Source organism: Rhodococcus sp. KRD162, from assembly GCF_017168335.1.
Classification (GTDB): domain Bacteria; phylum Actinomycetota; class Actinomycetes; order Mycobacteriales; family Mycobacteriaceae; genus Rhodococcoides.
On the sequence record NZ_JABFAU010000005.1, the window covers coordinates 308728 to 322950 of the forward strand.

Annotated in this window: 11 protein-coding genes and 1 pseudogene; 8 read left to right on the forward strand and 4 right to left on the reverse strand. The window is 65.0% G+C overall.

Annotated elements, in window-relative coordinates; genetic code table 11:
- Window positions 1-6 precede the first annotated feature (6 nt).
- The 3 genes from J1M87_RS09905 to J1M87_RS09915 are packed head-to-tail and all read right to left on the reverse strand — an operon-like array spanning window position 7 to window position 5653.
- A complete protein-coding gene (locus tag J1M87_RS09905; RefSeq protein WP_206489369.1) occupies window positions 7-1482 on the reverse strand; it encodes an NAD-dependent succinate-semialdehyde dehydrogenase in 1476 nt (491 codons plus the stop codon).
- Window positions 1479-4334, reverse strand: a complete 2856-nt coding sequence (locus J1M87_RS09910) for an FAD-binding and (Fe-S)-binding domain-containing protein (protein ID WP_206489639.1) — start codon at window positions 4332-4334, stop codon at window positions 1479-1481. Before J1M87_RS09910 ends, J1M87_RS09905 begins: the two co-directional genes overlap by 4 nt.
- Before the next feature lie 53 nt (window positions 4335-4387).
- Entirely contained in the window at window positions 4388-5653 is a 1266-nt protein-coding gene (locus tag J1M87_RS09915; RefSeq protein WP_206489370.1) for an aspartate aminotransferase family protein, read from the reverse strand.
- A 94-nt stretch (window positions 5654-5747) separates the two neighbouring features.
- Here J1M87_RS09915 and J1M87_RS09920 point away from each other — a divergent pair, with 94 nt between their 5' ends.
- The 8 genes and pseudogenes from J1M87_RS09920 to J1M87_RS09950 all read left to right on the forward strand — a co-directional run bounded on the left by J1M87_RS09920 (window position 5748) and on the right by J1M87_RS09950 (window position 13121).
- Window positions 5748-6620 (forward strand): ribokinase, encoded by an 873-nt coding sequence (locus J1M87_RS09920; RefSeq protein WP_307830773.1) that lies wholly within the window; start codon window positions 5748-5750, stop codon window positions 6618-6620.
- On the forward strand, window positions 6617-7081 hold the full coding sequence (locus J1M87_RS09925; RefSeq protein ID WP_206489372.1) for a helix-turn-helix domain-containing protein: 465 nt from the start codon (window positions 6617-6619) through the stop codon (window positions 7079-7081). The genes J1M87_RS09920 and J1M87_RS09925 overlap by 4 nt, the downstream gene beginning before the upstream one ends.
- Before the next feature lie 9 nt (window positions 7082-7090).
- A complete protein-coding gene (locus J1M87_RS09930) occupies window positions 7091-7495 on the forward strand; it encodes a VOC family protein (protein WP_206489373.1) in 405 nt (134 codons plus the stop codon).
- 79 nt (window positions 7496-7574) lie between these two features.
- Entirely contained in the window at window positions 7575-9692 is a 2118-nt protein-coding gene (locus J1M87_RS09935; RefSeq protein WP_206489374.1) for an ATP-dependent DNA helicase RecQ, read from the forward strand.
- Window positions 9693-9887: 195 nt separating this feature from the next.
- A pseudogene (gene ectA, locus J1M87_RS28565) lies at window positions 9888-10388 on the forward strand (diaminobutyrate acetyltransferase); the annotation flags it as partial.
- Between the two features lie 48 nt (window positions 10389-10436).
- Window positions 10437-11714, forward strand: coding sequence for a diaminobutyrate--2-oxoglutarate transaminase (gene ectB / locus J1M87_RS09940; protein WP_241256722.1), 1278 nt, complete (start codon window positions 10437-10439; stop codon window positions 11712-11714).
- 39 nt (window positions 11715-11753) lie between these two features.
- A complete protein-coding gene (locus J1M87_RS09945; protein ID WP_206489375.1) occupies window positions 11754-12152 on the forward strand; it encodes an ectoine synthase in 399 nt (132 codons plus the stop codon).
- Window positions 12153-12281: 129 nt separating this feature from the next.
- The gene (locus tag J1M87_RS09950; protein ID WP_374222378.1) at window positions 12282-13121 is read left to right on the forward strand and encodes a Sir2 family NAD-dependent protein deacetylase; all 840 of its coding nucleotides are present in this window, start codon (window positions 12282-12284) and stop codon (window positions 13119-13121) included.
- Here J1M87_RS09950 and proB read toward each other — a convergent pair.
- Complete coding sequence (proB, locus tag J1M87_RS09955; RefSeq protein ID WP_374222379.1) at window positions 13094-14209, reverse strand: glutamate 5-kinase; 1116 nt, start codon at window positions 14207-14209, stop codon at window positions 13094-13096. The genes J1M87_RS09950 and proB overlap by 28 nt on opposite strands.
- Window positions 14210-14223 lie beyond the last annotated feature (14 nt).

A 14223-nucleotide genomic window follows, 5' to 3' on the forward strand; every position in this document is an offset into this window, starting at 1 on the left:
CCTCTCTCAGCCTCGGGGAATGGCAAAATACTTGTATTCCAGGAACTCGTCGATTCCGACTCGTCCGCCTTCGCGGCCGAGCCCGGACTGTTTGACGCCGCCGAAGGGCGCCGCCGGATTCGACACCAAACCGGTGTTGAGACCGACCATCCCCACCTCCATTCGCTCCCCCATCCTCAGCGCTCGGTCGATGTCCTGAGTGAAGACGTATCCGACGAGGCCCCATTCGGTGTCGTTGGCAAGGGCCACCACTTCGTCCTCGGTGTCGAACGGAACGATCGCCGCCACCGGGCCGAAGATCTCCTGTGACATCAGATCCGAGGCCGAATCCACATCCGCGAGAACGGTCGGCGGATAGAAGTAGCCCGGCCCCTCCGGTGACACTCCCCCGACGATCGCTCGCGCGCCACGCCCGAGAGCATCGTCTACCAGTCTCTGCACCTTGTCTCGGCCCGCGTCGTCGATCAGCGGTCCCACCTCGGTGCCGTGCGCACTCCCGGGACCCACTGTCAACGCACCCATGCGTTCGGCCAGCTTCTCGGCGAACTGCGTGACGACACTGCGGTGTACGAAGAACCGGTTGGCCGCCGTGCAGGCCTCACCCATGTTGCGCATCTTGGCCACCATCGCGCCGTCCACCGCGCGCCCGAGATCTGCATCCTCCATGACCACGAACGGCGCGTTGCCACCGAGTTCCATCGAGGTCCGCATCACCGTGGACGCCGCCTGCTCGAGCAGAATCTTTCCCACGGCAGTCGATCCGGTGAAGCTGATCTTGCGGGCCGCACCGCTGCTCATCCACGAACCGACCACGCCCGACGCGTCGGTGGTCGTCACGACATTCACCACTCCCGGCGGCACACCCGCTTCCTGCAGAATCGCCGCCAACGCCAGTGCAGTGAGCGGCGTCTGCTCGGCCGGCTTGAACACCACGGTGCAGCCGGCAGCCAGAGCCGGACCGATCTTGCGCGTTCCCATCGCCAGCGGAAAGTTCCAGGGCGTCACCAGAATGCACGGCCCGACCGGCGCGCGGGTGACCACGATGCGGTTCTTGCCGTCTCCGGTGAGGGTGTGATCACCCGAGATGCGCACTGCCTCCTCCGAGAACCAACGGAAGAACTCCGCGCCGTAGGCCACCTCGCCGCGAGCATCGCCCAGCGGCTTACCCATTTCCGCGGTGATGATCTCGGCCAGCTCCTCCGACCGAGCCATGATCAATTCGTATGCCTTGCGGAGGATTTCGCTGCGTGCGCGTGGTGCGGTCGCAGCCCACTCTGCAGCCGCGTCGACCGCCGCAGCCATGGCGTTCTCGGCCTCGGCGATGCCGCCGTCGGCCACTCGGGCGATCACCTCTCCGGTGGCGGGATCGAGCACGTCGAAACGGGCATCCGAGGCCGCAGCGGTCCACGTCCCTCCGATGAACAGGTCGTTGGGGGCCGTGATGGTCGGACGAGTGAGGCTGGTGGTCGAGCTTGCGGTCATCGTCGCGGTCCTTTCGTCGCACGTGGGTCGAGTATCTGAGCAAGGTGTACCGACGCGTCGTTCGTCAGGTCACCGGTGAGTTGACGCACCTGCATGTGGCAGCTGAATCCGTCGGTCAGAATCGGCGTGTCGGGCTCGGTGTCGCGGACAGCCGGTGCGAGGGCCTGTTCGGCGACCTCCATGCTGAGCGCGTAGTGACGTTTCTCGAAGCCGAAATTTCCTGCCACCCCGCAACATCCGGTGGCTTCTCGTACCGCATCGATACCGACGGCGGCCAGTGCGGCGCGCTGGGTGGCGTTTCCGAACACGGCGTATTCGTGGCAGTGGGTCTGAACCGTCACCGAGGCGGGCACCTCCCCCGGCGGCAGCCATCCGTCGGCGGCCTGGTCGATGACCGCCCCCGCGAAGCTCTGCACGCGCGCGGCAACCCGTCTCGCGGCTGCCGTGGGAACCAGCTCGGGCATGTCCTTTTTGAATGCCGCGGCGCAGCTCGGTTCGGTGACGACGATCGGTCGATCGGTGCCGTCGTCCAGTGCGGCCACAGCTTTCGTCAGCTTCTGACGCGCCGTCTTCAGTTGACCCGTCGAGGTCCACGTCAGGCCGCAACACACGTCGGTTCGGCATTCGGTGCTGCGACCGGAATCTTCGAGGACGCGTTGCGCCGCTCCGGCGACCTCAGGCCGAAAACCCTGCGTGAACGTATCGACTATCAGGACGACGTCGGACTCGCGGCCACCGCCGATGCGGACCGCGCCTGCGAGCTCCTTCGCCGAGGCGAAACGTGGCAACGCTCGCTCGCCGGTCAAACCTCCGAGCCTGGCCGCGAGCGCGGCGACCCGTGGCGTGAGCACGAGATTGAGCAGTGGTGCCGTTCGCCGGGTCACCTTCAGCCACCGCGGCAGCCAGCCCAACGAGTAATGCGAGAGAGGCCGCAGCCGACCGGCGTAGTGATGGTCGAGGAACTCCGATTTGTAGGTCGCCATGTCCACCCCGACCGGACAGTCCGAGGAACATGCCTTGCACGACAGGCACAGGTCGAGTGATTCCGCCACGTCGTTCGACGCCCACCCGTCGGCGACAGTCGGCGAATTGCGCACCATTTCCTGCAGAACCCTGGCCCGACCACGAGTGGAATCCTTCTCGTCCCCGGTCGCGCGGAAACTGGGACACATGACGCCTCCCGACGCCGTCCGACACTTGCCGATCCCGACACACGATTGGCTCGCATGTACGAACGGATCCAGATCCTTTCGCGACCCGATCTGATGGAGATCGAACGTCGTCTTCCACTCCCGCTGCGGAATGCCTTGCAACATCAGGTTGTCCATCATCGGCTCCGGCTCGGTGATCGATCCCGGATTGAGGATCCCACGGGGGTCCCAGATCTCCTTGAACCGCGCGAAGGCGTCGAGCATGCGCGGTGAGTACATCACCGGTAGCAATTCCGAGCGAGCCCGCCCGTCACCGTGCTCTCCCGACAGACTGCCGCCGTGCTTGACCACCACCCGCGCAGCCGCACGCAGGAAGTCGTACATCACCCGCCGCCCGGCATCGGTGCGCTGGTCGAATGTGATACGCACGTGCATGCATCCTGCGCCGAAGTGGCCGTACATCACTCCGGTCAGCTCGTACTCGGCGAGAAGAGAATTGAGATCGCCCAGGTACGCAGAGAGGTTCTCGGGGGCCACAGCGGCGTCCTCCCAGCCGCCCCAGGATTCGTCTCCGCTCGCCAACCGAGTCGCCAGGCCCGCACCGTCCTCACGGACCCGCCACAAAGCTGTCCGATCGGCGGGATCGGCGACGATGCGACCTTCCTTGACCCGTCCGAGATCGGCGAGCGCGGCGAGCAAGCGGGCAGCCTTGTCCTCCACCTCGGCCGCGTCGGCACCGTCGAGATCGACGTACAGCCAGGCGTTTCCCGCGGGTAGGCCACGCACGGAGTCCGGTCCGCGTCGGTACTCCATCGTCTGCACGATGTTGTCGTCGATGCCCTCCACGGCGGCCGGGGAGAACTCCAGGATTGCGGTGACGTCGGCCGCTGCGGCCACCACATCGTCGTACCCGAGACAGAGCAGCAGAGCCGCAGGCGATACGGGCACCACGGTGACGGTGACCGAGACGATCACCGCACAGGTACCCTCGCTGCCGACGAGTGCGCGAGCGATGTCGAACCCGTTCTCGGGTAGCAGATGCGAGAGATGAAACCCGGAGACCTGCCGCGGGATTCGGCCCAGCTCGACTCTGAACAGTGCCAGATTGTCGGCCGCGAGTGCGCGCAAGTCTCGCGAAATACGTTCGGCCGCCTCCACTGCGGCTGCATCCTCGCGGTGCACTGCGGACACACCGGTGCGGGTCACTCGAAGCAGATGCCCCTCCGCCGACACGACGTCCATGGCCACCGTGTGGTCCGAGGTTCGGCCGTAGCGCACCGAATGATTTCCGCACGCGTCGTTGCCCACTGCCCCGCCCACCGTGGCGCGGGTCTTGCTGGACGGGTCGGGGGCGAACGTGAACGCCCCGGATGTGCGCGTCACCAGTTCACGTTGCAACTCCGAGATGACGATTCCCGGTTCCACCACGGCAGTTCGCGAGTCCGTGTCGACCGAGACGACCCGGTTCATGTGGCGGGAGAAGTCGAGCACGAATCCGCGGCCTAGTGCGTTGCCCGCCATCGACGTACCACCGCCGCGGCCGATGACCGCAACTCCGGCGGCGGCGCATTCGGTCACCACGGTCGCCACCTCGTCGGCATCGCGCGGGAAGACGACGGCCGCAGGCGGGATTCGATAGTTCGATGCGTCGTAGGAGTACTCGGCGAGCCGTCTCGAGGAGTCGTCGATGTCGATCCCCATCTCCCGCACTCGGTCCACGAGTGCGGGAACGTCGGATCGGGGGTGAACAGCCGTCACAGCGCGTTCTTCAGCGTCCGCGACAGCGCGTCGATGCCCTGACGCATTTCGTCGTCGCTCACGACCAGAGCCGGGATGATGCGGACGACGTTGCCCAGCGCGCCGCAGGTGAGCAGCAACAGCCCCTCGTCGATCGCACCCTGCTGTACCCGAAGCGCGGCCGCAGCATCGGGATTGCCTGCACTGTCGACGAATTCGAGTGCCTGCATCAAGCCGAGTCCGCGCGCGTCGCCGATGGCCGAGTGCTCGGCTTTGAGTGCGCGCAGCGCGTCGAGCAGAACATCGCCCTGTGCTGCTGCATTGGCGACCAGACCTTCGTCCCGGACGACGTCGAGGGTGGCGACCCCTGCGGCAGCGGCGACGGCGTTACCGCCGTATGTTCCGCCCTGCGACCCCGGCCACGCTTTGCTCATCAACTCCGTCGATGCTGCGATGGCCGAGATCGGGAACCCACTCGCGAGCCCCTTCGCGGTGATGACGACGTCGGGCGTCACCGACGAGTGCTGATGTCCCCAGAATTTTCCGGTCCTTCCGACACCTGCTTGTACCTCGTCCACGATCAGGACGATGCCGTGTGTGTCGGCGCGCTCACGCAGTCCCTCGAGGAAGGCGGGCGGTGTGGGTAGGTATCCGCCGTCACCGAGAACCGGTTCGATGATGAACGCGGCGGTATCGGCGGGGCTGGACATCGTCATCAGCAGATAGTCGAGCTCCTTGAGCGCGAACGCGACTGCGGTATCGATGTCCCAGCCGTACCTGAACGCGTACGGGAACGGTGCGATGTGCACACCACCCATGATCGGCGAGAACCCGGAGCGGAATTTGGTCCCGGCTGTGGTCAACGACGCGGCCGCTACCGTGCGACCGTGAAAGCCCCCGTGGAAGGCGATGATGTTCGGTCGGCCGGTTGCCATGCGTGCCAATCGAATCGACGCTTCGACGGCCTCGGAACCAGAGTTGGCGTAGAACACACTGTCGAGTCCCGCGGGCAACACCTCGCCGAGTTTGTCGGTCAGTGCCAGCAGGGGTTGGTGCATGACGGTGGTGTACTGCGCGTGGATGATCTTGCCCACCTGCTCGCGAGCGGCCTCGACGACGCGTGGATGGCAGTGTCCGGTGCTGGTGACGCCGATACCGGTGGTGAAGTCGAGATACTTGCGCCCGTCCGTGCCGATGATCCAGCAGCCCTTTCCGTGATCGACGACGATCGGGGTCGCCTGCTTGAGTGCCGGGCTGAGATGGGTTCGAGTCGACGCTGTCATGCGTGCCATCGTCACGCACCGATTCCAGATTGTCAACAATCTGCAATTGATAGTTCGGCGCAACGGCGACGGTCACGACGGCTACAGTTCGTTCGTGTCCGTCTCGAACCCGCGCGTCGTCGTTCTCGGCAGCATCAACATGGATCTGATCACCCGCACCCCGTCACTACCGGAGCCCGGCGAGACCGTGCTGGGAACCTCGTTCACCACTGCCCCGGGCGGCAAGGGTGCCAATCAGGCCATCGCTGCCGCCAAAGCCGGATCACCAGTTGCATTCATCGGCGCGGTCGGCGACGACGCGTTCGGGGAATCGTTGCGGCGCACGCTCATGAGCGCGGGCGTGGACGACAGTGCGCTGCGGACGGCAGCAGGCTCGAGCGGCATCGCCGCCATCACGGTCGACGACCGTGCCGAGAACAGCATCGTCGTCGTCCCGGGAGCGAACGCTGCCGTGCGGGACTTGACAGACGATGACCGCGCCGCCATAGCCGACGCCGATATCCTGTTGTGCCAGTTGGAGATTCCACTCGACACCGTCGTCGCCGCTTTCGAGTACGCGCGCTCTCACGGCGTGCTCACGATGCTCAATCCGTCACCGGTACAGGATCTCCCCGATGCCCTGGTGACCCACACCGACGTGCTCGTGGTCAACGAGGCCGAACACGCGCGCCTCGTTCACCGAGCCGGCTCGGTGAATGAGGTGATCACCACGCTCGGCCCCAGGGGCGCGCGCTACCGCGGATCGGAATCGTTCGAGGTGGCGGCTCCGAGCATCGAGGCCGTCGACACCACCGGTGCCGGAGACGCCTTCGCCGGGGCGCTGGCAGCTTGCTGGACCTCCGGTCCACGTCATGCTGTCGAATGGGCTTGTTCTGCAGGTTCTTTCGCCGCAACACGCCCTGGTGCGAGCACATCCTCCGGCACCAGGGACGAGATCGACGCCCTCCGCCGGGCGGTCACCCGATGAGCGAACAGGACCTGGCAGAACTCGCGCTGCTTCGTCGCGCGCGCGACCGGATGGATCGCGAGTTCGCCGAACCTCTGGACGTGCCGACGCTGGCCAGAACTGCATTGATGTCCACCGCACACTTCAGCAGGCGCTTCCGCGAGGCCTACGGTGAGACGCCGTACGCCCATCTGATGACCCGGCGCATCGAGCGCGCCAAAGCCCTACTGCGCCGTGGAGATGTCACCGTCACCGAAGCGTGCTTCGCGGTGGGCTGCACCAGTCTCGGCTCGTTCAGTTCGCGGTTCACCGAGATCGTCGGTGAGACACCGAGCGCGTACCGTGCCCGCGATCACCGCGACAGCCGGGCGGTACCGAGTTGCTCCGCGATGGTGCTCGGCCGGCACATCAAGGGCAACACTGCAGTCACCGTCACCGAAGCGAGCAGAATCGAAGAAGCGTCGCCGGCCGCGTCGTCCTAGCCTTCTCCCATGACACTTTCACTGAGCCACGTACACGTCTACACCGACGACCCCGATGCCTCGTTGGCGTTCTACCGAGACGCCCTGGGGCTCGAGGTCAAGAGCGAAGTCGCCAATGACGGCTACCGATGGATAACCCTGTCTCCCAAGGATCAACCCGAAATCGAAATCGTGTTGTCGCAGCCGCATGCGGGACGTTCGGCCGAGCTCGGCGATCAGCTCTCCGCGCTGCTCGCCAAGGGCGAGCTGCCGGGCCCGCTCTTCCGCGCCGACGACCTCGACGCGGCCTTCGAGCGGATCAGGGCGGCAGGCACCGGCGAGATTCTGCAGGAACCGACGAGCCAGCCGTGGGGGGCTCGCGACGCGGCCTTCCGTGACCCGGCCGGCAACATGGTGCGCGTCAGCCAGGCCTGAACGCGGTCCGAGGGTCGGCGGGCGAGCCACTGCCCGCCGACTGCCGTCCATGTCGTACCGATGCTGCACGATGGACCGTATGACGACAGCAACGCACACGCCCGCGGGCAATCTTCGCGAGGACGCCGAGCGGCTGCTACGCGAGCTCGCCGGCCCCGACGCGGTGCTCAGAGAAGATCAGTGGACGGCAATCGAGGCGCTCGTGGTGCACCGTCGCCGCGCTCTGGTGGTACAGCGAACCGGCTGGGGAAAGTCCGCCGTGTACTTCATCGCCGCGAAATTGCTGCGCGCGCAGGGCTTGGGCCCTACGGTCATCGTCTCCCCGCTGCTGGCCTTGATGCGCAACCAGGTCGCCTCCGCCCAACGCGCGGGCGTGCGTGCGGCCACTATCAATTCCGGGAACATGACCGAATGGGAGGACATTCACCACCAGGTCGCCTCCGGTGAACTCGACGTGCTGTTGGTCAGCCCGGAGCGGTTGAACAACCCCGATTTCCGCGACCAGGTTCTGCCGTCCCTTGCCGGGGACGCCGGCCTCGTCGTGGTCGACGAGGCTCACTGCGTCTCCGATTGGGGCCACGACTTTCGACCGGACTATCGACGTATCCGAACTCTGATCGCCGAGTTGCGTGACGGCATCCCGGTGCTGGCGACCACTGCGACGGCAAACGACCGCGTAGTCGACGATGTCGCTGCGCAGTTGGGAGTCGGCGGCGGGGACACACTGGTATTGCGCGGTGGCCTCGCTCGAGACTCGCTGCGCATGGCGGTGGTGCAGATCGACAATGCGACCGAGCGGGCTGCGTGGCTCGGCGACCATCTGAACACGCTGCCCGGATCGGGAATCATCTACACCTTGACGGTATCGGCAGCGAAAGACCTGGCGGCGCTGCTCACCGACCAGGGTCACGCCGTTGCCTCGTACACCGGTCAGACGGATCCGACCGAACGCGAAGCACTCGAGGGCGATCTACTGGCGAACCGGGTCAAAGCCCTCGTCGCGACGTCCGCACTCGGCATGGGATTCGACAAACCCGATCTCGGGTTCGTCGTGCACGTGGGGGCGCCGTCGTCGCCGATCTCGTACTACCAGCAGGTCGGCCGCGCCGGGCGCGCCACCGAGCGCGCCGATGTAGTACTGCTCCCCGGCCACGAGGATCGACAGATCTGGAGCTACTTCGCCTCCGTGGCGTTTCCGCGCGAACACCTGGTCCGTCAGGTCATCGATGCACTGAACACCGACAAGGCCCAATCCACGCAGGCTCTCGAGCCCCTCGTCGAACTCAATCGCAGTCGTCTCGACATGGTGCTCAAGGTCCTCGACGTCGATGGCGCCGTCAAACGCGTCCGTGGAGGCTGGCTGGCAACCGGGGAGCAGTGGACGTACGACGCGGACCGCTACGAACGTCTGGAGCAGGCCCGGGATCGCGAGCAACAGGCCATGATCGACTATCAGCGCACCGATGGTTGTCGGATGGAGTTCTTGCGTAGACAACTCGACGACCCGGGTCTGGGCGCGCCGGGTGGTGAGTCCGATCGGTGTGGACGGTGCGACAACTGCACGGGCGAGCATCTGTCTGCCACGGTCGACTCGGCCTCGGTCGACTCGGCGAAAGCGCGGCTCGATCGGCCGGGAATCGACCTACAGCCGAGAAAGCAGTGGCCGAGCGGCATGAAGAAGTTGGGGGTGTCTCTGTCCGGCAAGATCTCCGACCCGCACGAACCCGGCCGCGTCCTGGGCCGACTCACCGACCTGGGCTGGGGCAGCCGCCTGCGCGCGCTCCTCGACGCACCTGATGGGCCTGCGACCGACGCGCTCGAGAAGGCCTGCATCTCGGTGCTCGCCAACTGGGATTGGAAGGAGCGTCCCAGCGCCGTCCTGGCCCTGGACTCCCCCACTCATCCACTTCTGGTGCGCTCGATCGCGGAAAGACTGGCCACGATCGGAAGACTGACCAATCTGGGGGTCATGCAGGTCAGACCCGATCATCCGCCGGTCTCGGCCGCCAATTCGGCGTTTCGGGTGGCCGGGCTGGTGGACTCCTGGGAGGTTCCCGACGTATCGTCCGCTACAGGGCCGATTTTGTTGGTCGATCTGGTGACCGACACCGGATGGACATTCACATGCGCCACGTCGGCGCTTCGGGCCGCCGGCGCGAAGGCCGTGCTTCCGTTCGCGCTGGCGACGCCGAAGTAGGGTTTTCGAGACCCGAGTTTCGGCTCCGGAAAGATCGTGGTTTGATTCCGGGAGGATCGGGTACCGCCACCGGGGTCACAAACATGTGACCAACGTCACATTTACCGGCTCACCAGCGGAACCGTGTCCGTTTCGGGCATCGATTTCCGTCTGCACTCGATATGCCTCGGCAACGTTGTTACGTTTGTATTTCCTATGAAGCCAGTATTGCTGAGAGGTACCCCGATCACTGCGCCGGACGCAGTGAAGTTCCGTAAGCCCAAGATCTCCGACGGAGTCCGGCTCTGGGAGATCGCAAGAGATTCGCGAGTTCTGGATCTCAATTCCAGCTACTCGTACGTGCTGTGGTGTCGCGACTTCGCGGCGACCACGATCGTATCCGACATCGACGGCCGCGCAGTCGGTTTCGTCACCGGGTACATCCGTCAAGATGCACCGCGCACACTGTTCGTGTGGCAGGTCGCTGTGGACGCGAGCCAACGAGGCAAGGGACTTGCCGGTCGCATGCTGATGGAGCTGCTCGACCGCCTCGAGCCCCAAGGTATTACGCATCTCGAAACAACGATCAGCCCGGACAACGAAGCGTCCATCGCAACCTTCACGAGCCTCGCACGCAAGCGAGGAACCGACATCGTCAAGTCGGAATTGTTCGCGCCCAACGATTTCCCTGATAGCCACGAAGCCGAAGAGCTCTACACGGTAGGCCCGGATGCTTCGCGGGATTACGAAAGGAACAAGCAGAATATGACCGAGAAGAGCACCGTGACAACAGAGAAGCCCGATGTGTTCGAGACCGTCGAGTCCGGCGTACGAAGCTACAGCCGCCAGTGGCCGGCTGTGTTCTCCACGGCCAAGGACTCTGTGATCACCGATGAGAACGGCAACGACTACCTCGACTTCTTCGGTGGCGCAGGCGCTCTCAACTACGGACACAACAACGACATGATCAAGAGCGCGCTGGTCGATTACATCACCAGCGACGGCATCACCCACGGCCTCGACATGTCCACCGTGGCCAAGCGCGAGTTCCTGGAGTCGTTCAAGAAGAACATCCTCGAGCCCCGCGGCCTGGACTACAAGGTCCAGTTCCCCGGCCCCACCGGCGCGAACACAGTCGAAGCTGCACTCAAGCTGGCCCGCAAGGTCACCGGCCGTGAGGCAATCATCAACTTCACCAACGCCTTCCACGGCATGACACTCGGAGCGCTGTCGGTCACCGGCAACTCGATGAAGCGAGCTGGCGCCGGAATTCCGTTGGTGCACACCACGCCTATGCCGTACGACAACTACTTCGGCGGCGTCACCGAGGACTTCCAGTGGTTCGAACGCGTTCTGGACGACTCGGGCAGCGGTTTCAACCGCCCTGCTGCAGTGATCGTGGAAACCATTCAGGGTGAAGGCGGCATCAACGTCGCGCGTCCCGAATGGCTGCGCGCACTTGCAGAACTGTGCAAGCGCCGCGAGATTCTCCTCATCGTCGACGATGTGCAGATGGGCTGCGGCCGCACCGGCCAGTTCTTCTCGTTCGAGGAAGCCGGCATCACCCCGGACATCGTCACCCTGTCCAAGTCGATCGGTGGCTACGGCACGCCTCTCGCGCTGACGCTGTTCAAGCCGGAATTGGACGTGTGGTCGCCGGGTGAACACAACGGCACCTTCCGCGGCTTCAACCACTCGTTCGTCACCGCCAAGGCAGCAATCGATCACTACTGGTCCGATGACTCCTTCGAGAAGGAGATCCTCGCCAAGGGCGAGCACATTCAGGATCGCTTCATGAAGCTGTGCGCCAAGTTCGACGGCATCTCCACCCGCGGTCGTGGCATGGTCCAGGCCCTTGTCTTCGACGACGCAGAGTTGGCCTCCAAGGTGTCGCAGCTGGCCTACGACGAGCGCCTGCTCGTCGAGACCGCAGGGCCGAAGGACGAGGTCGTCAAGCTGCTCCCGCCGTTGACCACGACGCTGGACGAGCTGGACCGCGGCCTGGCAATTCTCGAAAGCGCCGTTGCCAAGGTTCTCTCGTAAGAGTTCCTCGCAACCATCGATATCGAAGGAGGACATCGCATGATCGTTCGCAGCACCGAAGAGATCACCGGGACCGACCGTGATATTTCCAGCGAGGACGGCAACTGGCGCAGCAAGAGGATCATCCTCGGCGGCGACAAGGTCGGATTCTCGTTCCACGAGACCACGATTCAAGCCGGCACGGTGAACAACTTCCATTACGCCAACCACATCGAGGCGGTCTGGCTGATCGAAGGCGAGGGCACACTGACCGATCGCGAGACCGGAGAGACATACGAGCTCGGCGCAGGCTCGATGTACCTGTTGAACGGTCACGAGCGGCACACCGTGGAGCCACGCACCACGATGCGCATGCTCTGTGTGTTCAACCCTCCCGTCGTCGGCAACGAAACGCACGACGAGAACGGCGTGTACCCATTGGTCGAGGTACCCGCGTAGCAACCGCTACTTCACACGGCCCGCACCGACGCCACGGCGTTCGTGCGGGCCGTGTGCGTTGCGTCTGTGCCGGCGCTGCGATCGGGCGCTACTCTGGATGGGGTGAGTGCACACCCGGGGTCCGCCGCAATCGATGGGGAACTGGCGTCGCTACTCGACGGGAAGTCCATCACCGTCGTGACCGGTGCGGGTATGTCGACGGACTCGGGAATCCCCGACTATCGAGGCCCACAGTCACCACCCCGTAACCCGATGACGTTTCAACAGTTCATCGGTGACGCCGAGTTCCGTCGGCACTACTGGGCCCGCAACCACGTCGGTTGGCGGCATATGGACGCCGCGGTCCCCAACGCCGGCCACCGAGCTCTCGCCCGGCTCGAACGAGCGGGCATCGTCACCGGGGTCATCACTCAGAACGTCGACATGCTGCACACCAAAGCCGGGAGCCGGAAGGTCATCGACTTGCACGGCGTCTACGCCCGAGTTCGCTGCCTGAGCTGCGAGCGGTTGATCTCGCGATTCGAGTTGGCCCGAAAACTCGATCGTGCCAACCCCGGCTTTCTCGAGTCGGTTGCACCTGCGGACGGCGTCGAGATCGCACCCGACGCCGACGCAATCATCTCCTCGACCGCACATTTCCACATGGTCGACTGCGAATCATGTTCCGGCATACTCAAACCCGATATCGTCTACTTCGGTGAAAGTGTGCCCAAACCGCGCGTTGCGCAGGCCTACGACCTCGTCGACCGAAGCGATGCCCTACTGGTACTCGGGTCCTCCCTCACGGTGATGTCGGGCCTGCGTTTCGTCCGATACGCCTCGAAAACCGGCAAGCTCATCGTCATCGTCAACAGAGGCACCACTCGAGGGGACGAATTCGCTACCCTCACAATGCATTCGGGTTGCTCGGAGACCGCTCGGGCGTTGGCGGATACGCTGGTTCAGGCGGGGACCAAGTCGTCGGCGTGAACAACCGGACGCTGTAGTTCCGCAGCGAGCTCCCCCGTCGACCGGCCGAGCATTCCCGCCAGCTCCCCGGAGTCGTACGCGACAACTCCGCGGGCCACCAGTGCGCCCTCGTGATCCACCAGCGACACCACGTCTCCACCGTGAAACGATCCCGTCACCGACGTTATCCCCGCGGACAACAGCGACCGCCTGCGGTCCACGACCGCTCGCACGGCACCGGCGTCGAGGTGGAGTTCCCCCGCAGCATCGGCCGCGTGCCGGACCCAGAACTTGCGCGCCGACAACCGCGTCGGTCTCGCCGCGAACGCGGTACCCACTGTGGAGGTCGTCAGTGCGTGTCCGGCATCGGCAGCAGCGGCCAACAACACGGGAACACCGGCGTCGGCTGCCAGGCGTGCAGCGGACAGTTTGGAGGCCATTCCGCCGGTACCGAGTGCTCCCCCCGAGCCGGCGACGACGCCATCGAGATCCTCCGGGCTGGTGACCTCCGGAATGAGGGTCGCGCTGCCCTTGCGGGGGTCCCCGTCGTACAACCCGTCCACGTCCGAGAGCAGAAAGAGTGCGTCCGCACCCACCAGATGCGCCACGAGCGCCGCGAGCCGATCGTTGTCGCCGAAGCGAATCTCTGCGGTGGCGACGGTGTCGTTCTCGTTCACAACGGCGACAGCGCCGAGCGAACGCAGTCGATCCAATGTCCGCTGCGCGTTCCGGTGATTGGTTCGACGCGCGATGTCCTCGGCCGTGAGCAGTACCTGCCCCACGGTGCGCCCGTACCGGCGGAAGGACGAACCCCAGGCGTGCACCAGCTCGAGCTGTCCGACGCTGGCTGCGGCCTGCTTGGTCGCGAGATCGTGCGGGCGACGCGTCAGCCCGAGCGGCGCCATGCCGGCACCGATCGCGCCGGAGGAGACGACAACCACATCTGTTCCGCTGCGCATCCGATACTCGATGGCGTCGGCGAGCAGGTCGAGTCGACCCAGATCCAGACCGGTGTCGAGACTGGTGAGAGCCGAGGACCCGATCTTGACCACGATGCGCTTGGCAGCGGCAATCGTGCGACGGGTATCGGTGAGAGCCTCTGCGGGCACATCGGATTCACGCA